The 21128-nt window shown below is 32.0% G+C and carries 25 protein-coding genes and 1 pseudogene; 4 read left to right on the top strand and 22 right to left on the bottom strand.

Annotated elements, in window-relative coordinates; all coding sequences use genetic code 11:
• Window positions 1-160: 160 nt before the first annotated feature.
• Window positions 161-691, bottom strand: a complete 531-nt coding sequence (locus A3M9_RS0102485) for a hypothetical protein (protein WP_027307798.1) — start codon at window positions 689-691, stop codon at window positions 161-163.
• Between the two features lie 92 nt (window positions 692-783).
• Between A3M9_RS0102485 and A3M9_RS0102480 the strand changes: the two genes are divergently transcribed.
• Entirely contained in the window at window positions 784-978 is a 195-nt protein-coding gene (locus A3M9_RS0102480) for a DUF378 domain-containing protein (RefSeq protein ID WP_027307797.1), read from the top strand.
• Window positions 979-999: 21 nt separating this feature from the next.
• Here the strand turns inward: A3M9_RS0102480 and A3M9_RS0102475 are convergent, their stop codons facing one another.
• The 13 genes from A3M9_RS0102475 to A3M9_RS14070 all read right to left on the bottom strand — a co-directional run bounded on the left by A3M9_RS0102475 (window position 1000) and on the right by A3M9_RS14070 (window position 11798).
• Complete coding sequence (locus A3M9_RS0102475; protein WP_027307796.1) at window positions 1000-1395, bottom strand: hypothetical protein; 396 nt, start codon at window positions 1393-1395, stop codon at window positions 1000-1002.
• 8 nt (window positions 1396-1403) lie between these two features.
• Window positions 1404-2222, bottom strand: coding sequence for a pyridoxamine 5'-phosphate oxidase family protein (locus A3M9_RS14075; protein WP_051350558.1), 819 nt, complete (start codon window positions 2220-2222; stop codon window positions 1404-1406).
• Window positions 2223-2234: 12 nt separating this feature from the next.
• Window positions 2235-2987, bottom strand: coding sequence for an EFR1 family ferrodoxin (locus A3M9_RS0102465; protein WP_027307795.1), 753 nt, complete (start codon window positions 2985-2987; stop codon window positions 2235-2237).
• Between the two features lie 4 nt (window positions 2988-2991).
• Window positions 2992-3339, bottom strand: coding sequence for a hypothetical protein (locus A3M9_RS13025; protein ID WP_035165680.1), 348 nt, complete (start codon window positions 3337-3339; stop codon window positions 2992-2994).
• 2 nt (window positions 3340-3341) lie between these two features.
• Complete coding sequence (locus A3M9_RS0102455) at window positions 3342-4583, bottom strand: DUF1576 domain-containing protein (RefSeq protein ID WP_027307794.1); 1242 nt, start codon at window positions 4581-4583, stop codon at window positions 3342-3344.
• A 91-nt stretch (window positions 4584-4674) separates the two neighbouring features.
• Window positions 4675-4836 (bottom strand): hypothetical protein, encoded by a 162-nt coding sequence (locus A3M9_RS14760; RefSeq protein ID WP_027307793.1) that lies wholly within the window; start codon window positions 4834-4836, stop codon window positions 4675-4677.
• Window positions 4837-5277: 441 nt separating this feature from the next.
• Window positions 5278-5688 carry an Hsp20/alpha crystallin family protein gene (locus tag A3M9_RS0102440; protein WP_027307792.1) on the bottom strand — a complete coding sequence of 137 codons (411 nt, stop codon included), beginning with the start codon at window positions 5686-5688 and terminating at the stop codon, window positions 5278-5280.
• Between the two features lie 71 nt (window positions 5689-5759).
• The gene (locus A3M9_RS0102435) at window positions 5760-6455 is read right to left on the bottom strand and encodes a heparan-alpha-glucosaminide N-acetyltransferase (protein WP_027307791.1); all 696 of its coding nucleotides are present in this window, start codon (window positions 6453-6455) and stop codon (window positions 5760-5762) included.
• A gap of 19 nt (window positions 6456-6474) precedes the next feature.
• Entirely contained in the window at window positions 6475-7425 is a 951-nt protein-coding gene (locus A3M9_RS0102430) for an acyl-CoA dehydratase activase (RefSeq protein ID WP_027307790.1), read from the bottom strand.
• On the bottom strand, window positions 7416-8504 hold the full coding sequence (locus tag A3M9_RS0102425; protein WP_027307789.1) for a 2-hydroxyglutaryl-CoA dehydratase: 1089 nt from the start codon (window positions 8502-8504) through the stop codon (window positions 7416-7418). The genes A3M9_RS0102430 and A3M9_RS0102425 overlap by 10 nt, the downstream gene beginning before the upstream one ends.
• Window positions 8476-9381, bottom strand: coding sequence for an acyl-CoA dehydratase activase-related protein (locus tag A3M9_RS0102420; RefSeq protein ID WP_027307788.1), 906 nt, complete (start codon window positions 9379-9381; stop codon window positions 8476-8478). Before A3M9_RS0102420 ends, A3M9_RS0102425 begins: the two co-directional genes overlap by 29 nt.
• A gap of 384 nt (window positions 9382-9765) precedes the next feature.
• Window positions 9766-10533, bottom strand: a complete 768-nt coding sequence (locus tag A3M9_RS0102415; protein ID WP_027307787.1) for an exodeoxyribonuclease III — start codon at window positions 10531-10533, stop codon at window positions 9766-9768.
• Between the two features lie 83 nt (window positions 10534-10616).
• Window positions 10617-11798, bottom strand: coding sequence for a transglutaminase domain-containing protein (locus A3M9_RS14070; RefSeq protein WP_027307786.1), 1182 nt, complete (start codon window positions 11796-11798; stop codon window positions 10617-10619).
• Window positions 11799-11961: 163 nt separating this feature from the next.
• Between A3M9_RS14070 and A3M9_RS0102405 the strand changes: the two genes are divergently transcribed.
• On the top strand, window positions 11962-12405 hold the full coding sequence (locus A3M9_RS0102405; RefSeq protein ID WP_027307785.1) for a cell wall hydrolase: 444 nt from the start codon (window positions 11962-11964) through the stop codon (window positions 12403-12405).
• A gap of 16 nt (window positions 12406-12421) precedes the next feature.
• The gene (locus A3M9_RS14065) at window positions 12422-12799 is read left to right on the top strand and encodes a hypothetical protein (protein ID WP_051350557.1); all 378 of its coding nucleotides are present in this window, start codon (window positions 12422-12424) and stop codon (window positions 12797-12799) included.
• 53 nt (window positions 12800-12852) lie between these two features.
• Here the strand turns inward: A3M9_RS14065 and A3M9_RS0102395 are convergent, their stop codons facing one another.
• The gene (locus tag A3M9_RS0102395; RefSeq protein WP_027307784.1) at window positions 12853-13434 is read right to left on the bottom strand and encodes an AAA family ATPase; all 582 of its coding nucleotides are present in this window, start codon (window positions 13432-13434) and stop codon (window positions 12853-12855) included.
• Between the two features lie 133 nt (window positions 13435-13567).
• Entirely contained in the window at window positions 13568-14704 is a 1137-nt protein-coding gene (locus A3M9_RS0102390; protein WP_027307783.1) for a class I SAM-dependent RNA methyltransferase, read from the bottom strand.
• A gap of 103 nt (window positions 14705-14807) precedes the next feature.
• Between A3M9_RS0102390 and A3M9_RS0102385 the strand changes: the two genes are divergently transcribed.
• Window positions 14808-15602, top strand: coding sequence for an aminotransferase class IV (locus A3M9_RS0102385; protein WP_027307782.1), 795 nt, complete (start codon window positions 14808-14810; stop codon window positions 15600-15602).
• A gap of 41 nt (window positions 15603-15643) precedes the next feature.
• Here A3M9_RS0102385 and A3M9_RS0102380 read toward each other — a convergent pair whose 3' ends face one another.
• The 6 genes and pseudogenes from A3M9_RS0102380 to A3M9_RS0102355 all read right to left on the bottom strand — a co-directional run bounded on the left by A3M9_RS0102380 (window position 15644) and on the right by A3M9_RS0102355 (window position 21119).
• Window positions 15644-16132: a 4Fe-4S binding protein gene (locus A3M9_RS0102380; protein WP_027307781.1), complete on the bottom strand. Its 489-nt coding sequence runs from the start codon at window positions 16130-16132 to the stop codon at window positions 15644-15646.
• Between the two features lie 11 nt (window positions 16133-16143).
• The gene (locus tag A3M9_RS0102375; protein ID WP_073247801.1) at window positions 16144-17289 is read right to left on the bottom strand and encodes an NADH-quinone oxidoreductase subunit D; all 1146 of its coding nucleotides are present in this window, start codon (window positions 17287-17289) and stop codon (window positions 16144-16146) included.
• On the bottom strand, window positions 17289-17774 hold the full coding sequence (locus A3M9_RS0102370) for an NADH-quinone oxidoreductase subunit C (RefSeq protein ID WP_027307779.1): 486 nt from the start codon (window positions 17772-17774) through the stop codon (window positions 17289-17291). The genes A3M9_RS0102375 and A3M9_RS0102370 overlap by 1 nt, the downstream gene beginning before the upstream one ends.
• Window positions 17755-18243, bottom strand: a pseudogene (nuoB, locus tag A3M9_RS13010) (NADH-quinone oxidoreductase subunit NuoB); the annotation flags it as partial. The pseudogene nuoB and the gene A3M9_RS0102370, both read right to left, overlap by 20 nt.
• Before the next feature lie 117 nt (window positions 18244-18360).
• A complete protein-coding gene (locus A3M9_RS0102360) occupies window positions 18361-19248 on the bottom strand; it encodes a respiratory chain complex I subunit 1 family protein (RefSeq protein WP_027307778.1) in 888 nt (295 codons plus the stop codon).
• Window positions 19245-21119, bottom strand: coding sequence for a proton-conducting transporter membrane subunit (locus A3M9_RS0102355; RefSeq protein WP_027307777.1), 1875 nt, complete (start codon window positions 21117-21119; stop codon window positions 19245-19247). Before A3M9_RS0102355 ends, A3M9_RS0102360 begins: the two co-directional genes overlap by 4 nt.
• Window positions 21120-21128 lie beyond the last annotated feature (9 nt).

The raw sequence follows: 21128 nt of genomic DNA, 5'->3' as shown, positions 1-21128 counted from the left end.
ATTATCTCCTCCTTTTTAGCCTCACGGGGCTAATTTAAAGGTATAAAAAAGCCTTCCCCTGCGGGAAGGCATAATACACCCATTGACTTTCTCAACCTTCCCAGCCTCTCTGGACTGTTTTTAAAGGTTTTTATTATAATACCATATTTTTTATTTTGAGTCAATCTTTTTTGAGTTGTTTTATTGTCTCCTGTATTTTTTTCTTATCACTATCACTTATACTATCATCCTTTAATAATTTTTCTAAGTCATCAACTATCTTTGGCTTTTCTAAATACTTATCTGCAAAGGTTTTTAGAAGCTTTGTCATATCATCAGAATCAAGCTTTAAAATCTCCTTCATAAAGGAATCAGGGTTTTTCTTGTATTTATTGTATATTATATCTGTATAGAGCTGTTTTGCTGTACCTGTTAAATTCTTCCCCTGTTCTATAAACTTATTTAAGCTGTTAAAGTCTATTAGGTCAAAACCTTTTATAATTGATAGAATACTTTCCTGTTTTTCCTTATCAATCTTTGATAAATCAAGATTTTCTGATTTTACAATCTTTTTTACGTCTTCCAATTTAATATCTGAAAGTTTGTTTATTGCCTCTATGTTTAATCCATTATTTTTCTCTATGTTTTTATATACAATCAAAAGCCCAAAAGCCAATAATATAAATACTATTAAATTTATTATCCTTTTCAAAATCTCCACCTCCTAAAAAATTATATGTTTAGTAATATTTATATTATACATTAAATATAATTATAGTGTAAGTAATATTAGGAGGTCCTATTATGAATAAGCTTTACAAGGTTGCCTTTGTTCTTGTACTTATTGGTGCAATCAACTGGGGACTTGTTGGATTCTTCGGATTTGACCTTGTTGCTGCAATCTTTGGTGGTGCAGAAGCTGTATTATCAAGAGTAATCTATGCACTTGTAGGTATCTCTGGACTCATCCTAATCTATAACAAATTAGCAAAGAAGTAAATATGGGCCAAAGGCCCATATTTACTTCTTTATTTCATATCCTACTTTAATAATTCCACTCTCTAAAGCCCTTATAAAAACAGCATTTCTTAAAGGACAATAGGCTTTTTGCTCTACAAGTTCACATTCAGCAAAGCACTCTTTATTCCTTAAAACTACAAACTCTATATCTCCTATTTTAAAATTCTGTCCTTTATTTAGATTTACCACTTCATCAAACAACAGATTATATTTAAAGCGTCTGCTGCATAATCCCTTTAGGTTTATTTTTTCATCAAAATAAATCACACAGTCTAAAACCTCTTTTCCCTTTTTATATGCTCCCTTTATTCCTCCATCCTTTAAGACCTCAACCTGCTCTACCGATAATTGTATCCCCTCTTTATCCTCATATTTTATACATATCAATCTACTCATTTTATCACCTAAAAATAAAATATTTGTTTTGCATCATATCCCATCTGTTTAAATTTTGAATTTAAAAATTCAACTTTATTTATTTTAACTTTTATCATATTAAGCTTAAACGGTAGGTTTACTATATTTTCAAACTTATATCCCTTTAAATCAACAATTTTTTTATATTCATTTGAAGCAAACTCAACAAAAGAGACTTCACCCTCAATCTGCATACCAAAGAGTTTATTCATACCTTGGTATTTATCATATATTGCAACAGATACTCTGTTATTCAAATAAATATTAGCAAACTTTTCTCCACCCTCTGTTAAGAAATATAAATATCCATCTTTATAGGTGTATTCAATTGGAGTTGCCCTAACTTCTATTCCACAGGTTGTTAAAGTACAAGTTGTATTGCTATTAAGATATTCCTCAACAAAAAATCTTAATTTTTCATTTGGCATTCTTTTTATAACTACTTTATCCCTTAGTGTTTTTAACTCTTTTGCTACTTTGCATATTATTTCTATACTTTGTTCATCTACCAATATCTCTTTATCTATATCTTTAAATAGTTGCCTTATTGGAACTAAAAGTTCATTTTCACCAATAATTAAAAAGGCCTTATGTATTTGTTTAATAGAACTTAAATTCTCTATAAAAAATTTTAAAACGCATTCTTCTTCACTATCTAAAATAAATACACAAAAATTTATTAAGTCAAAGTCAATTCCTTGCTCTTTCTTCAAATTAATACATATAGAAGGCCCTAAAACCTTTGAAATAACATCTGCCATTCCCCTATTTTTATCATCAAAATAGCCAACCAAACACCCCTTCATAATAACACCTCTTTATATTTTATATTGTTCAAAATGTTTGCCTTTATATTTAAAAGCATTTACGGGGCACTGATGTATACATCTCTGACAACAAATGCATTTATCTTGAAATTCTATTTCATCTTTAAAATTTATGTTTTTTGTTGGACAATTACTAACACATTTCAAACATTTAACGCACAAATCATAATCTACACTGATTTTTTTCATCGCCCAAGTTTTAGCATATTTTTTAAAAAAGCTGTAAGCTAAATTCCCATATCTTTTTCTAATCTCTGATACTTCTTTGATTTTTTTTATATCTTTTAGAAAAGAGTCTACTATTTCATACACCAACTCTTCAGCTTTTTTAGTCTTTTGTTTTACTTCTTCTTTAGTATCTTTACCAAATGCAACCACATAAAAATTGTTAGGCATTACAATATGTTCTACAATACTAACATTAAATCCTCTCTTTTTTAATGTATCTGATAATATATTTGCACCTGCTGCTGATTTAGCTGCTTGGGTAGAAAATACAATACACCTTCTGCTATTTCCATTTAATATGTTTTTGTCTATCCATCTCATATAAACATCTGGAAAAACTTCTGAATGAATACAACTTCCAAATACCAAAATGGAATAATCATCTTTGAACTTTATTTGCTTAGTAACCTCTATTAAATCCATTTCATATCCTTTTTCTTCAAATGCCTTTTTGAATAATTTAGCAACAAACTCAGTATTTCCAGTACCTGAAAAATAGATAATAGCCCCCTTCAAATTATTACCTCCTAATTAAGTAAAGTATTAAAACATTATCTTCTACTTCTATAGAAAATTCATCAACCATCATACCAACTAAGTTAGTTTCATCTGAAGTATATGCATCTCCGGTTAAATTCCAATAAAGTTCCTCAACTTCTCTATATCTTTGAACTGAAAATATCTTTTCAAGTTTTTGTTTTACTCTTTCTATCTCCTCTTTATCCTTAAGATGTACCCTAAACCTTATTGTGGTTTCTTTATTAAAATCCAATGTAGAAGTTATATGACACGTATCTGTATTTTCTATAAAATATTTGTTAAGCTCATCCATTATCCTTAAAACTTTTTTTCTCTCTTTGCTCAACATTTTTACGCATTTCTCCTTTCACGATAGGCACTTATTAAAGGAATTAAAAACATTGCAACAAGCCCACCTGCAAAACCATTGTTATAAAGATTAAGTCCTGCGTGAAGATAACCTACACTTAATGCCATTGAAACGTGTAAGAATCCTGCAACCATACCCCATATAGGTCCAAATTCTCCTGCTATTGGTGCCAATGTAGTACAGAAAAGCATTGCCAGTAAAACGGCTGGAGAAGTTAAACTGTGTACATTTAAGTATGAAGATATCGCTGCACCCAATACAACTGGTAATGTATTATTTAAATGTTTTCCCAGAGCAGAAAATCCAACTATTGTAAACAAACCACCTATAATTGGTCCATTTAAATTGCTAATTAATAATGTAAAAGACATATATACAATACCCATAATGCCCATATTTAAAAGTGCTACATCTTCTCCATATAATACTGTAAAATCTGTAACAAGCTTACCTGAAGTCTTATTTAATTCCTTTAATTCATCAACTTTTATTTTACCACCAATCTTAATAGAATATAAAATCATAATTAAGAAAATTAATAAAAGTATAAATTCTACACCTACATCTCTATTATTATACCATAATAGCCTTTTGGGTATGTCTCCACCAAAGGCTCTTACATTACTAACTAATATCGTAGCTATAAATCCTGCGGTAAGCCCAGTATTGTATAGGCAATAGCCCTGATGAAATTTTAAACAATAGGCCGCAAGGGGTGGAAAAATAAATCCAATAAATATAGATATCAATATGCCAAGTATCATACTAAAATAAGGATGAACTATTTCAAGACCTCTAAATTGAATAAGAGTTGGTGAAAGATTTGTTGAGAATATCGCAATAAGTGCATAGTTTAAAAAGCTCTCCCTTTTGTATTTTGAATATAGCCATACACCAAACATAATTGGCCAAATATTTACTATGTTTTTACCAAACATTGCAAATCCAACACTTGTCCAAATAGCAGCGGTTATTGCACCGTTTGCCTTTGCCTTTAAGATTAGAAAAATTAAAGTATTTATTATACCAATCAAACCTGCATTAACAAAGGTTGCACCTATTCCACCTACTTCAAAGTAGTCTGTTATTAATATGTCTGGCTCCTTTATAATCCTTCCTAAGCCATAAACTACATTTATTAATCCATCGTGTACAATTCCAAATACAATAAAGCTTAAAAATATGAAAATAAATAGATAATGCAATCTATAATTCTTGTTCATAGAATCCCCCTTTATACCTTTTGATAAAATTATATCACAATTTTAAATATTTTGATATATTTAAAGGGGATTTTAAATTAATTTTTATATTTCAATCATCAAAGGTTACTGGTGATTCAGTCTCTCTACACCATCTTGTTGTTATACATATACTTATATTTCTTGGGCAAAACTTACAAATGCAACTTACATCTTCACCATTACATTTTCCCTCTTTAAAATATATGCATTTTTTACAATTACTATTAACCATAATACCACCTCCAAATTTAAAGGGGTTGAACTTCAACCCCTTAACAATAGCTTCTTCCACCAATTCTAAATCCTCTATAGTCCTTGTTTATTTCAAAATCATTTATAAGGAATGCGAACTCATTATCCGCTACAAACTTTACTCCTTCATACTCAAATACATCATCATTTTCACGTTGTTCATCCAGAACAACTCCAAACCTTGGGCCTCCTCAACCAAAACCCTCTAATGATATTCTAACTGCTGTTTTTCCTCTTTTTTGAAGTTCCTCCTTCAGGTCCTTTAAAACCTCATCTTTTATTTTAACCTTCATACTACACCTCCGTCTATTCATTTTTCTAATAAATAATCATTTTCTATTATTTTATTTAATTATATCACATTATTATAATATTTAAAGCTTTAAAAATTTTAATGTTAAAAAACAGTGAGGATGTGTCCTCACTGCAGCTTTATTCTTTTACCCCTACTTGTTTGTCTATCTGATTTAGGTATAGTTAAGGTTAGTATTCCATCCTTATATTCTGCTTTTGCCTCCTCTGCCTTTACCTCTGCTGGAAGAGGCACCACTCTTGAAAAACTACCATAATATCTTTCAACTCTTCTTAAATTTTCATCCTTATATTCATCAGACTTTTTAAACTCACCAGAAATTCTTACCTCTTCATCATAAACAACAATATCCAAATCATCCTTTGATATTCCAGGTATTTCTGCCTTAACCTTAACTTCATTTTCAGTTTCAATTACATCTATTCTTGGCCTTTCAAAATCTTCAAAGGAAAATAAACTATCCATTTGTCTTCTTAGTCTTTCCATTTCTCTAAAGGGTTCAATAGGTTTTAAATACATAAAGCTGCACCTCCTGTTTGTTATTTATAGTTTTATTTTTTGGAGGGTGCAGCTCTATTAAACAATTAAATTTAGACTAAAAAAGTTAATTTTTGTAATAATTTTATTGAATATAAAACTCCCAAGATAAGGGGTTGATGAAGCAAATATATTTCAAGAGACCTTCTGCTTATAAATTCAATACATTTAGATTTAACTTCAAAGGGTAAAATTCTTTTTCCTCTTTTGTATACTGATCTAAAAATAAATATTCCCAGTATGTAGTATATGATGTATGGGAAAATAGGATAATAATCCACCGATACAAATCCATAATATGTAAAACCAAAGGGGATTAAAAAAGGGTTTGTTATCTTTATACTCTGAGTAATCCTATATAGAAAATAGGCTATTAATTGAATTAATATTAGCCAATAAGTATTTAATTTGTTTAAAACAACTGAAAGCAAAGTCATAGTAGCTAAAAAATGTAATATACCAAACCTTATATACTCTTCTTTAAAAAAGATAAAGGAAATAATCGTTATAATTGATGCAAATATATAAAGTTTTAAAGCTTTTTTAATTGGACTTTTACCTAAGTTGCTACTTATTCCAGCTACTATGATAAAAAGCAATCCCGATACTTTCCCTATATAACACCAAAACCCAACTTCATAGTTAATATCTATACCCATAAACTCATTTAAATCATAGACTATGTGAAAGATGACCATAAGTAAAATTGCTATAAATCTAAATAAATCTATTTCTGTAATTCTTTTCATTTTATCATACCCTTTTTAATTATACCGCAACTCTACTCCATCTTCCACATTTATCTCCAAAATAACCTATTTTATATTCTCCTTCTTTTAATTCTACGACCTCACACATATTTGAACACCCGTTGCACTTAAACGTATTTGGCATTATCAAAGTATTGTGAATTCCAAAACCTCTAAAGGATGTTTTTTTGTTTAAAACTACCTGTTCCTTTGCCAAAATTGCTGCACCTATTGCTCCCATAACATCATAATGTTCTGGTACAAAGACCTCCATATCTAATAGTTCTTCAAAGGCCCTTTTCATACCTATATTTGCTGCAACCCCACCCTGGAAGAAAACTTTAGGCTTAATGTTTTTACCCTTTGCAACATTGCTTATAAAATTTCTTGCAAGTGCACTACAAAGTCCTGCTATAATATCAGAAACATCATATCCTAACTGCTGTTTATGTATCATATCCGATTCAGCAAATACAGCACATCTTCCTGCTATTCTAACCGGATTTTTAGACTTTAATGCATACTCTCCAAACTGTTCAATCGGTATTTCAAGCCTCTCTGCCTGCCTATCCAAAAAGGAACCTGTACCTGCTGCACAAACAGTATTCATAGCAAAATCAGTAACTACACCATTTTCAATAGTTATTATTTTACTATCCTGTCCTCCAATTTCTATTATTGTTCTTACCTCTTTATCTAAATTGACTGCTGCAACTGCGTGGGATGTAATTTCATTTTTTGCAATATCTCCACCTACTAAAACCTTTGCTAAGTATCTCCCACTTCCTGTTGTTCCAACTGCCTTTATATCACCATCTTTAAAAAATTCACTTAAAATTAAAAGCCCCTCTTGAATTACCTTGATTGGCCTTCCCTTTGTTCTTAAATAAAGTTTATGTACTAATTTTAAATCTTCATCAAGTACAACTATATCTGTACTAACCGAACCTACATCTATTCCTAAATACACATCCTTTTCCTCCCCTCTATCAAATCCAAAAAGGCTTCAATTCTTGTATAGTAACCAGCTTCTCCCGTCATTTCATCTACTACTAAAGAAAGAATTGGTATATTGTATCTTTTCTCTATATCAGGTAGTATCGCCTTAGACACAATCTCCGGCATACATCCAACGGGAAAAATTTGTATAAGACCATCAAATCCCATTTTATAGTTTAGCATTGCTTCTCCTACACACTCCTGTGCGTGTCCACCTATACACATTCCTAAATAATGCTTTGCCTCTTTATATATAGGGCTTCTATTTATTTTAAGTGCAGATAGTGCAGTATTTTTGACCCACCAACTTGGATAAAGGGTTCTTTTTGTTGATACACCTAAATTCATAAGAATATCCTCTATGTATAAATTGGATAGTGAGTCAATTATTGTGTATATTTCACCTATAATGCCTATTTTTATTGGTGTTTTAAAGTTATCTATTTCTATCCTATCCACTTTGTCTTTATAATTTTCTAATACCTTTAAGGTACCTTCTGCTCCCTTTGATTCTATTGCTTCTCTTTTTACATCCTTTAAAAGTTTTGAAAATTCACCTTTGTTTTTTTCATAACCAGCAAAAAATCTACATTCTTTTTCTATTTCATCTATTAAATTGATTGCCTTTAGGGCCATATTTAGAGCCTTTATCTTTTTATAGGTTGAAAGCCTGCTATCCTTTGCAACACTACTTAATCTATTTAAAAACTCTTTTATTCCTATTTTTGATGGCTCATCTATTACAATAAAATTTATCTGCCTTCCTAAGGACATAAGCACCTTCTTTTGAAGTTCACAATATTCTCCAAATCTACAGGGCCCACAGCTTCCTGTTATAAGAACAGTATCTGCACCCCTTTCTATACTTTCTATATAATTCCCAATCATTATCTTAAAGGGAAGGCAAATATCATCAGGAGAATGTAGACATCCTATTTCTAATGTCTTTTTAGTAGAGATTGGGGGAATTGTATATTCAACATCAAGTGCATCAAATAGTACCTTAGCTGCAATAAATGTATTACCCAAGTGAGGAAATGTTATATTCATTTTTTGACCTCCTCTTTAATAAATCGATGAATGCTTCTATTCGTGTATCGATACCTGCTTCCCCTGTATGCTCATCAATCTTAAGCACAAGATATGGAAAACTACCTATATCCTTTTTAATCAAGTCTATCGAAAAGGAATCTATACCACACCCAAAAGAGGAAATATATATAATTCCATCTATTTTTCCTGTTTCAACAAGAGAAATTGCACAGTTGTATGTGCTTCTTAAAAAGGTCCAAAAAGGTTTTTTAATCAATCTATAGGTATAATCATATGGTTCTATATTATCCTCCGTGAATACTTCTACCCCATTTTGATGTAGCTTTTTTGCCAAATTCATATTAATAAAATCATCGTAGATTAAATAAGGATGCCCAAGCAACAGTACTCTTAAATTAGGGTTAGATATGCTTGTTTTGTTATATTTGTATATATTGCTCTTAAAACCCTTATATGCCCTTTTAAATTTTTCTTTATCAACTCTAAAGGTTTTCGAAAAGTTGTATAGGGAATTTCTTAAAGTCTTTTCATTGTAGGCTGTTATTGTTGGGCAAATTATGTTTTTAATATCAAGTGAGTACTTAACCATTTCAGGTAAACCACAAAATTTAGGACATATAAACTCATTTTTATTTAATTTCATTATCCTTGGGACTAAAACTATATCACACCTATCCCTTAAATATTCAACGTGACCGTGAAATATCTTAACAGGCAAACAAGCCTCGTCTACGCAGTTTAATACTCCAAGGTCAAGTATTTCCTTATTAGTTTTAGGACTTACAACTGTTGTAAACCCAATAGTGTTTAAAAATTCCTGTATTGCATCACGATATTTTATATTCAAAAGTCCATTTGGGATTCCTATAATCATATCATCACCCTTATATCAAAATTCCTTATAAATTATTCCCCAAAATCACAACTTTTATACAAAAAAGAGTGCCAAAAGGCACTCTGAGATTGTTGATAAACCTAATTATTATCTAAATTGTAAAAAATCCCTATGAATGGATTTCAATGGGCTCTTTCGTGAGCTTTAGCAATTCTTAGCTTTTCGACTTTGGAAAAGTCCGTAACTCGGCACAGGACGTGCCGAGCCGAGCGGCCATCAGGACGATGGCATCGCGAGGGTAGGACTTTTCAAACAAAGAAAAGCTTAGAATTGCTTGGCGAAATGAACCGATGCCTTAAAATCCTTTATGGGGCTAATTAAAATATAACTTTTTCAACAGCCTGGAGTGCCAAAAGGCACTCTTTACTCTCCTTCAACCTCTATCATAATAGGACAATGGTCTGACCCCATCACATCAGTTAGTATCTTTACATCCTTTACTTTATCTATAAAATTCTTTGAAACAAAATGATAATCAATCCTCCATCCTATATTTTTTTCTCTTGCTTTAAATTTATAGCTCCACCACGTATACTCAACCTTTTCGGGATAAAAATATCTAAAGGTATCTATATACCCATTTTCAATAAACTTATCTATCCAAGCCCTCTCAATGGGCAAAAATCCTGAATATTTTTCATTTGCCTTTGGATTTTTAAGGTCAATCTCCCTGTGGGCTGTGTTATAATCACCACATATTATAAGTCTTTTACCCTTTTCAACTTCGCTATTACAATAGTCTAATACTGCATCATAAAATCTTAATTTATAATCCAGCCTTTCATCACTCATCTGCCCATTTGGAAAATATATATTTAAAAGAGTAAACTCATTAAACTCTGTTATAACTATTCTGCCCTCTTTATCGAACTCCTCAATTCCTATACCATATTTAACAGCCTTTGGTTCAATCTTTGTGTATGTAGCAACACCACTATATCCTTTTTTATCTGCAAAGCTAAAATATGAAAAATACCCCTCGATATTCTTTAATTCGTCCTTTAGCTGATTTTCCTGTAGTTTTGTTTCCTGTATACATAAAATATCTGGATTTTCTTCCTTTATCCATTCAAAAAAATTCTTTTGAGCAATTGCTCTAAGTCCATTAACATTCCAAGAGTAAATCCTCATATCATCACCCCAATCAAAATTATATATTAATGTTACCAAATAAATACTCAAAAGAAAAGGCACCCTTTGGCGCCTTTTACACTCTAATTCCATTTATGAGTTTTAGACATTTCTTCATCTGTTTTTAGGAAATAATCATACCGTATCACATTTTTACTTGAATAACCATACATAATTGGATCATCAAAGGTAACATCAACGTGAAGCCAAGCATCTCCTACCTTTACTTTGTTCCAAGCGTGACCTTCGCCATCTGATGTACCAACTACTATTATAGAATCTATTCCAAAATACTTTGCTAATCTTTGAAAGGCCGATGAATACCCACCACATATAGCCTTATTTGTTGTTAGTGCATAGTATGCGTGGGAATCCCTTGCATATTGCTGTTCATCACCTGTTTTTAGGAAATCAACGTCATAACTTAAATTGTAGGCAATATAGTCGTGAATAATTTTTATTTTTTCCTCAATAGTATTTGCCTCATTTACTTTTGTTTCAATTTTTGAAGCAGTATTTTTTATTACATCATATAGCCCTAAATTCATCTTTAAAATTTCCTGTTGAGTTAGTGAATATCCAAAATTTAGTGTTGTGCCCTTTGAGTCTGAAGAATATCTTATTTGTCTAAGATATGCAAAATCAGAATATGAATAAAGTACATCCTCTAAAGCAGCCGATAGAATTTTAATATCACCAGAGTAAAGGGATTTATCTATAAATATTGAACTTTTACCCTCAAATATCGCCTTTGCAATTTCATAGTTAAGTTTATTATTTGATTCCTTGTGCTTATCCAAAAGGAAAAAATCTAACCTCTGTAAATATGATTGTTGATCTATTGTAGCTTGTCCATTAATTTGATTTAAAATAGATGTATTTTGTACTTTTTTATAATTTATCTTTAATGAATATCCTACAAAAACCCTTTTCTTTTTACTAATACTATAATGTTTTGTTACCCTTATATTTTCAACATTATTAATATCTTTTGTTGTATTTATTGCTCTATTTAGTGCAGCATCTGTTATTTTTTCAGTATATCCATTGGCGGATAACACTATAATCGGAGCCTTTTTTTTCATCTCTAAATTTAAAACTGTTGTATACTTATTTGTTAGTAAACCTACAGGGCTAATTTTTGCAGCATAAACCTTTTTGTTATTTATAGAACTAAATGTTTTAGTAGAAGGGACGTTAGAAATCAATGTAGTAAGCAATATAATTAAGAGAAATACTACATTAATTTTAAAGATTTTTTTCATCCCACCACCCCTTTTTATTTTATTTAATTATTATTTTAAATAAATTAATTTTTATATTCAATATTCTATACACATTATTAACAATGTAATTTTAAACTTAATATCACTTTTTTTCATTAATTAGAATATATTAGTATTAGTTAGGATTTTAAGAGGTGATTATATGCCATTATCCGATAGAGAATTATTCGCAAGGCTTATAAAATGCGAAGCAGAAGGTGAAGGCGAAATTGGAATGAAGGCTGTAGCAACTGTTGTTATGAATAGAGTACACGTAAGTTACGGTGAATATTTTAGAGTCTGCCAAGGTAGTCTTCGCCGTGTTATACTTCAGCCCTTTCAGTTTACTTGTGCATTAACTACAGTATATGGACAATATAATCCACAAAATATATATAATATGCGTCCTGATGATTTTCACTATCAAATCGCAGACTGGGCATTATCGGGAAATAAACTATCAGGACTTGGAAGAGCTTTATGGTACTATAACCCATATAGTTCAGTATGTGCAACCTATTTTCCTAAAACAAAAACAGGAATATACGTAACGAGAATTGCTCAACACTGCTTCTATAATCCAACGCCTTTGTATGCAAAAACTTGATATAAGGAGGTCTTTTATGAGTAAAAAAAATTCTAATGAACCTATACAAGAGAAGAATACAAATTTAGAGGCTGAACCAGTTTATTTTGTTCCAACCTTCTACCGCTATCCTTGCCCATTAGTTGATGACAGACAAGAGGATCTAACATTCCAACCTGTTAATCCAGATGAAGATCCCACACTAAAAAACATAAACTTCACTCAAGCATACTTAAGAACACAAATTGGTAAAAAGGTAAAGATAGACTTTTTAATTGGAACTAACCTTTTTATTGATAAGGAAGGGATTCTACTTGAAGTTGGTGTAAGCTATGTTGTAATAAGAGAAACTACTTCAAATGCAAAAGTTATGTGTGATTTTTATTCAATAAGATTTGTAACAATATATGAATAGCAAAACAAAGTGGCTAACAAAGGTAATATCATACCTTTGTTAGCCACTAAAAATTACGCACCCTTTTCTTCTTTACTCTTTTTAGTTAGTCCTATTATTTCAAAAATCTTCTTTGCTCTCTCTTTAGTTGAACCATCTAATGTAATGTATGGCACATTTTCAGCATCTAAGAAATTCTTAACCGCCTCATCCACCTTTATAGCAGTCTCTTCATCCTGCCATCTCACTCCATCCTTTTCATATCCAAACTCTCTTGGTAGGAAAAAGATGTAATCATACTTTGGAAGATCCCTAATTGCAAGAGCATAAAGGTCCTTTAAGATTTCAATTTCTTTTGTTGTTCTTTTTTTGTTTCCAAGCATAAACCTTCCATAAATGTAAGGTAGAAATGTAGCATAGTCTGTTATAGCATAGTCAAACACTTCAAGTTCATTTTCAAGCCTTGCTTGGCCAAGATAGATGCCATATTGTTCAGCAAGGTGTTCAATCATTCCCTTGTCCTTAAGATACTCTGTTGAATATTCTGTTGCACATCCAACATTTAGTCCCATTATCTTCATTTCAGCATATAAATATTGGATAAGTGTTGTTTTTCCACATCTTGGACCACCGATAATTGCTATTCTTACAGGCACTTCACTCACTCCATAACTTAATTTTTGTTTTAGAAAAAAGCAACTTCTATTATATCAGCTTAACTTCATACATTCAATAACGAAAATTATTTTATTAATTTTTTTTATAATTTGTTATACAAAGATTAAATTTTTACTCTTCTCTTCTTTTTGGTGGTAGTGGTCCAAAATATTGATATAAATAACAAAGTAGTTTACCATTGTATAATTTCCTGTTTTTATCCGCCTTCCTACCAAACAATTTTTCAAAATCTAAATGATTTGTCAATACAAAATAGGACCAAGAATCTAATTTACTAAATACCTCTCCCATCTTTTTATAAAGCTTTTCAACCTGTCTAATCTCACCTATTCTTTCACCATAGGGAGGGTTACATATAATACATCCATATTTTTTCTTAGAACTTAACTCCTCCATAGGAAGCTTTTGAACAAAAACTAAATCTTCAACTCCTGCCCTTTTTATATTTTCCCTTGCAACCTTTAGAACCTTTCCATCTATATCTTGACCTAATAGTTTAAACTCTAAGTCATTTATTTCACTCTTTGCTCTATCTCTAATCTCCTTCCATATCCTTTTATCTATATGGTTCCAGTTTTCTGCATCAAATCCTCTATTTAAACCTGGTGCAATATTTTTACCTATTAATGCAGCCTCAATTAAAATTGTTCCAGAACCACAAAAAGGATCAATTAACTGTCTATCAGGAGTCCATTTACTTAAAAGTACCATTGCAGCCGCTAAAGTCTCCTTTAATGGTGCCTCTCCTGCCATAGTTCTATATCCTCTTTTATGTAGTCCTATACCTGATGTATCAAGGCTTATTGTTGCTATATCCTTTAATATTGCAACCTCTATTTTATATGTAGGCCCATCCTCCTCAAACCAATCGGTTTTGTATTTTCTCTTCATTGCCTCAACAACAGCTTTTTTTACAATTGCCTGACAGTCTGAAACACTAAAAAGCTTTGATTTTACAGACTTTCCTATAACGTGCATCTTTGCATTTTTAGGTAAAAAATCAGGGAAGTTTATTGATAGTGTTCCTTGAAAAAGATCTTCAAAGGTTTCTGCCTTAAATTCATTAAGCTTTATGTACACCCTATCTGCTGTTCTTAAATATATATTAAGCTTTGCAATATCTTCATCTTTTCCCTTTAAGGTTACTTTTCCGTTTTCCACCTTGTAGTCGCTATATCCTAATTCTTTAAGCTCGCTTGCTGTAACTGATTCTATTCCAAATGCAGTAGTTATTACTATATCGTACATCTTATCTCTCCTTTTTCAAATTTCTTAATATATCATATCCTAAAAATAACTTATTTTGCAATATTAATGATAATAGTGTAAAATATCTTACGAGGTGATTAAAATGGGAGAAGCTGTTTTAAAATATTTTTTGCATAATGGAAAGGAATATGAAGTAAATAATTTTGATAACATATACAAGGAAGTATCTCCAAGTATATATGAAGTTATAAGATTAATAAATGGTAAACCAATATTTTTAGAAGACCATATAGAAAGGTTAAACAACTCTGCAAAACTTTTAAATGTTGATTATTTTGCTCATATTGAAAAAATTAGGCAACAGATAATACAATTAGCTAAGCTAAACAACATTCAAAATTATAATGTAAAGATTGTTGTAAACAACTTTGATAATCCTGACGTATACCTATTTTTTATAAAATCAGTCTATCCTTCAGAAGATGCCTATGAAAATGGAGTTAAAACAACACTTTTTAAGGCTATTAGAGAAAACCCTAATGCCAAGGTTATAAACGCTGCATTACGCGAAAAAATAAATAGACACCTTGAAGAAAATAATTTATACGAAGCTATCCTTGTAAATAACAATGATGAAATAACAGAGGGGAGCCGTTCAAATATATTTTTTATAAAAGGAAATACATTATACACCGCACCTAAAGAGGATGTTTTAGTTGGGATTACACGAATAAAGGTTATCGAGATTGCTAAAAGATTAGGACTTGAGGTTGTGGAGGATAAAATAAAGGTAAACCAAATAGATGAGTTTGATGCCTGCTTTTTAACAGGAACTTCACCAAAGGTGTTACCTATATCACAAATTGATAATAAAGTCTTTAATGTAAAAAATTCTGTTCTTAAAAAAATAATGCAAGAATACGATAAAATGCTTTAAAAATTGCCACTTATGTGTCTTTTCACATAAGTGGCAATTTCTTAACCCAAGACCTTCTTCACTTTACCTGTATTATATCCTATGTCATCGCCTAACTTTTCGTCAGGCATTAGTTTAAACTTTTCCTTAACGTATTCTACTTCTTCCTTTGCTGACATTGACATTACAGTTTTTATCTTATAGATGTAGTGTCTTGACATCTTTAGAGAATTTGTCGGGCAAACGTCCACACAGAAGGCACAAAAGCTACATCTACCATAATCAACAACAGGCTTTTTTATATCCCTTCCCTGTTCATTCTTACCTATTACCTTCATCTTTATTGCATCAAAGGGACAAATTCTCTTACAAGCTCCACATCCAACGCATTTTTCTAAATCGTTTGTATGAAGGCCTCTATATATAGGAGATACACCCTCTTTAGGGAAAACCCTTAAAATCTGTTTTGGATACTTTATTGTAACAGGTTTTCTAAATAAATTCTTTAACGTAGTCAGTGGAGAATAAACACTCTTATCACCTAATGCCATAGAAGCACCTCCTATTTATCAATATCAGGTGGACATATTGCAAGTGATGCCATCCACGCTGCTACATCATCTATCTTCATCTTTGGCAGGTGTTTTTGTGCATATAAAAGTCCTGCTGGAAGCGATGGGCCTCTAACCCCTACTCTATATGGCTTTAATCCTCCATCTGACACAACATAGTATCCAAACTCACCTTTTGATGACTCAACCTTTGCATATGCTTCACCCTTTGGAACCTTTAGCATTGAAAGGTTACCTAAGTTTAATCTAACATCACCCTCTGGCATTTGCTTTAATGCCTGTCTTATCAATTTTATTGTTTCTTCAAATTCCAATCTAACTTGAACTGCACGAGTTAAGGCATCTCCACCCTCTTGAGTTATAACCTTTACATCAAGATATGGATATGCTGCATATGGATCGTCAACTCTAACATCATAGGCAGCACCAGATGCTCTAAGATTTGGCCCTGTTATTCCAGTCTTTATAGCCTCATCCTTTGATATATATCCTAACCCCTTTAATCTCTTATGGATTATTGGATTTTCAAACACAAGCTTATCATATTCAATCAATCTTCTTTCAAGATGGTCTAAAACCTCATTTAACCTTTCTACCCATCCATCTGGCAGGTCATTTCTTACACCACCTGGAATATTAAATATGTGATAAATTCTTGCACCTGTCAGCCATTCAAATAAGTCCAGCACTAAATCCCTATCTGCCATCATTATATACATTGGTGTGTAAAGCCCAAGTGCTGCACCAAGTGCTCCCATTCCCATTAAGAATGAAGTTAACCTGCTCATCTCAAGAGTTATTGTTCTTATAAACTTTGCTCTATCTGGTATTTCAACTCCCATAATTTTTTCTATTGCAGTACAGTAGGCAACTTCGTTTGGATCAGGGTCAACGACGCATATTCTTGGGACAAGGGCTATATTTTGTACCCAAAGTTTTTGCTCCATTAACTTTTCAAAACCTCTATGAAGATGACCTGCATTTGGTCTTACCTTAACTATTTCAGTTCCTATCATCTCTAGAACATATCCAAAATTTCCGTGCATACCTGGGTGGTTTGGACCAAAGAATAAATCGTATACAGCCAAATTATCCTTTTCAGCTATTTTGCTTAGTGTATATGATGGTGCATCCATTATCTATCACCTCCATCTACTTCTGCATCATAAAGCCTTATTGAAAATTCCCTTGTATCAAAATCCTTTCTTAATGGCGGTATATCTACCCAGTTTTCTAAGAATAGAGGTGATAGGTCATTATTTCCTTCAAATTTAATTCCAAAAAACTCGTGAACCTCTTGTTCATAAAATTGTGACTGCTCCCAAAGATCAATTACTGTTGGAACTACAGGATTATTTCTATCTACCCTAACCTTTACTAAAATATGAATTTTATGTGTATAGGACCATATATGATAAACAACTTCAAACTCACCTTCGTCAATAAAATCAACAGCTGTAATAAAAGACAGATGCTCAAATCCTATGCTTCTTAAAAATATAAGGTCATTTAATAGATTTTCTTTCTTTACAGCAAGGGCTATTTGATTATGGTACAAGTCAAAAACACTATATCCTCTATCCACCAATATATTTATAATATCACTCTTTTGCATCTTCATTTTTTCCCTCCAAATCATTTTTAGGAGTTTGTCCTAATATTGGTACTGTCTTTTTTAGCACCCTATCCTGATTTGCTTTATAGTATTCATAATTCTCCTTGTACTTTTTATAGGCCCCTGCTTCACCCGATTGAATCATCTTCATTAATGTCTGTAGTGCATCCATTACTGCCTCTGGTCTTGGCATACATCCAGATACAGTAATATCAACTGGTATATACTCTGCTAAGTTTGTTATTGTGTTGTATGAATCCCAATAGATTCCTCCATTTACAGTACAAGAACCAAAGGCCAACACCCATTTTGGTTCAGGCATTTGCTCATAGGTTCTTATTATTCTCTTTAAAGTCTTCAAAGAAACATATCCTGTTACAAGAAGTACATCCGCCTGTCTTGGTGTAGCCATAGGCCCTATTCCAAACCTTTCAACATCCCACCTGGATGTCATTGACGGTGGCAACTCCACCGCTCCACAGCCTGTTCAGTAATGAAGCATCCAAATTGATCTTTGTCTAAAAAAATCTATAACATTGTCTATACAGCTTCTCTTCTTTTCCACCTTTAATTCTTGCATATAGAACACCTCCTATTTAAGAAGAATAAGTATAAGCTGAAGCACAGCTATTCCCATTGGTACAGTCCATAGAAACTTAACAGCCTGTTCGATTTTAAATCTTGGAAATACTGCTTCAATAAATACAGTTATAAGATATATCTCAAATTGCTTTAATACAAATGTAAATATATTGCTTGCACCACCCATAAAAAGATTTACTATTATTGCAGTTTCAACAAATATTGATACTGCGTGGGTTAAAAAGGCAAGACCTAAGTATTTACCGCTTAATTCAACCATAGGCCCTGATGCTATTTCAGCAGGTGCAATCATTGCATCAAAGGGCTTTTCACCCATCATTGCCTGAAGTGCTATTTCTGCCGCAATAAAGGCAAGCGGAAACCTTATCATATTCCAATTTAAGATTGAGCCTGCTTGGGATTGTGAAATTAGTTCAAGTGATGAAGTACCATTTACTATGATAAGCCCAAGCATAACTGTAAAAAATGGAACTTCATATCCAAGCATCATTGTAAGGGCACGGGATACCCCTATTGTCGCATTTGGATTACCACTGGCTGCAACAGCCATAGCCATTCCTAAATATCCTATCGCCATTAGATACATAATAACTATTAAATTTGTACTTGTCTTAACAGCAACGTGTCCTGCAATTGGTACAAACAACATTGTTGCTAAAAGTCCACCAAGTGACATTACCATACCTAAGTCCATTACAAAATTATGTGTTATAGATTTTCTTGAAAATAACTTTCCTACATCAAGAAAGGCTTGATAAAATGGTGGGCCATATCTTAACTGAATTCTTGCAATAACCTTTCTTCCAATTCCCATAAATAGTAGTCCTATAAATATTGCAAATAGACTAAATAAAAACACCCTTAATACTGCCATCATATAATCAACCCTCCTAATATCAATAGGAGAACTCCTATACTAAATAGAAGTACTGCACCTTCTCCTCTTTTAAATAGTCCTTGAATTGTAGTGCTTAAATATTCAAAATTTCTACCAACACTTGCAAATAAATCATCTATTGAGATAGATTCAAGTAGAGGATCAAACATCTCCTTAAATGGTTGATAGAAGGAATATGAATAGTTAAATCTATCAGCATCTACACCCCATTCCTCTGGATATTCACCTGCTGTATAGTTATCTTCTTGTGGAACAGTCTCTGATTTATTTCCAAAGAAATACATTAGACCTGATATTATAACTCCTGCAACGAACATATAGAATACTATTTTAAGGTCAATTGTTGCATTCTTTAGGCTTCCCTCAAGTACTGTCCAAGAAGCAATATCAACATTATATCCAACTGCCTTTAACGCTGTTGTTAAAGGTTTCATAACTACACCAGGTACTACACCAACAAGTAGCATAATAACCATCATTATAAACATAGGTACTGCCATAGTTAGTGGTACTTCCTTTACTTCCTTATATCTATCTGGCAGTTGTCCTAAAAATATAGATGCTAAAGCCCTAAATAGGTACATAAACGCACCCGTTGAAGCAAATATCATTGCTATTGCAAAAACAACCATCTTCTTTGACATAAGGGCCTGTATTATCATCCACTTGGAACCAAACCCATTAAGTGGTGGTATGCCTGCTGCGGCTATTATTCCAAGAAGGAATGTCATAAATGTAAGTGGCATTCTGTAAACAAGCCCACCAAGCTTGTGCATTTCACTTTCTCCGGTTCTAAAAACTACTGCTGCAAGTGTTAAAAATATTGCCGCCTTTAAAATCATATGGTTTACTACGTGGAAAAGCGAACCTTCAAATCCAACTATAGTCATTGAGGAAAATCCAAGTAAAATATATCCCATATTTGAAACTGAAGAATATGCAAATAGTTTTTTCATATCTGTTTGGAATATTGCAAGTAATGTTCCAAGTACAGCACTTATTGCTCCTAAGTAGCCTATTACATATTGAAGCACATTACCTGTGTTTAATATTCTTGGAAGATTTACACTACCTACTACAGGAACAATAAATATAGCCATTGGGTAAATTCCATATTTAATCATTACAGAGGACATAAACGTAATATAATCCTCTGGTCCTTCTGCATATACCTTTTGCGGCCACATATAAAATGGGAATATGGCTGATTTTATTATAAAAGTTGTTAAAAATAGCAGAAGAATTACTATTCCTAATTTTGTTGAAGAATTTATTATTTGAAGAAGTCCAAAGGCTGATGGAAGTATTTCAAAGGTACCTGTATATGCACCTAAAAGTGATATTGCAATTAGCAGCAATGCAGCACCAAATAATGATAGTGATAGATAATATTTTGCTCCATCAAGGGCCTTATCCTTACCGTTTGTGATGGCAAAGAAACTTGTCCATCCCATAAGTTCCCACATCATAAAGAAGGTTACCCAATCCTTTGCAAAGAAAATACCTAAATTTGAAAATATAATTAACATCCATATAACCGATACATTGCTCTTTGAATTTTTATTAAATCCTATTGAAAATATTGAAATAATTAATGTTATCAAAGCAGAGAAAAATGCAAAATACCATCCTATTGGGTTGTTGGAAACTCCTAAGTTAAATTTTGCCCCCAATATCTCATAGCCTGTATTGAAGCTATAGCTTAAACTCCACATTCCATATATACTGTAGAGCTTGTATAATATATAGCCATTGGAAGCTAAAAACAGCGTCCAAGTAACTCTTTTATACTTTATAAAAAATGCTATAGAGAGAGTTGTAATTAAGGGAACTAAAAGCAGCTCTATCATATTCTCTAC

It is taken from the genome of Caloramator sp. ALD01, from assembly GCF_000472625.1.
GTDB classification, from domain to species: domain Bacteria; phylum Bacillota; class Clostridia; order Clostridiales; family Caloramatoraceae; genus Thermobrachium; species Thermobrachium proteoclasticum.
This window is presented reverse-complemented; position numbering and strand designations above follow the sequence as displayed.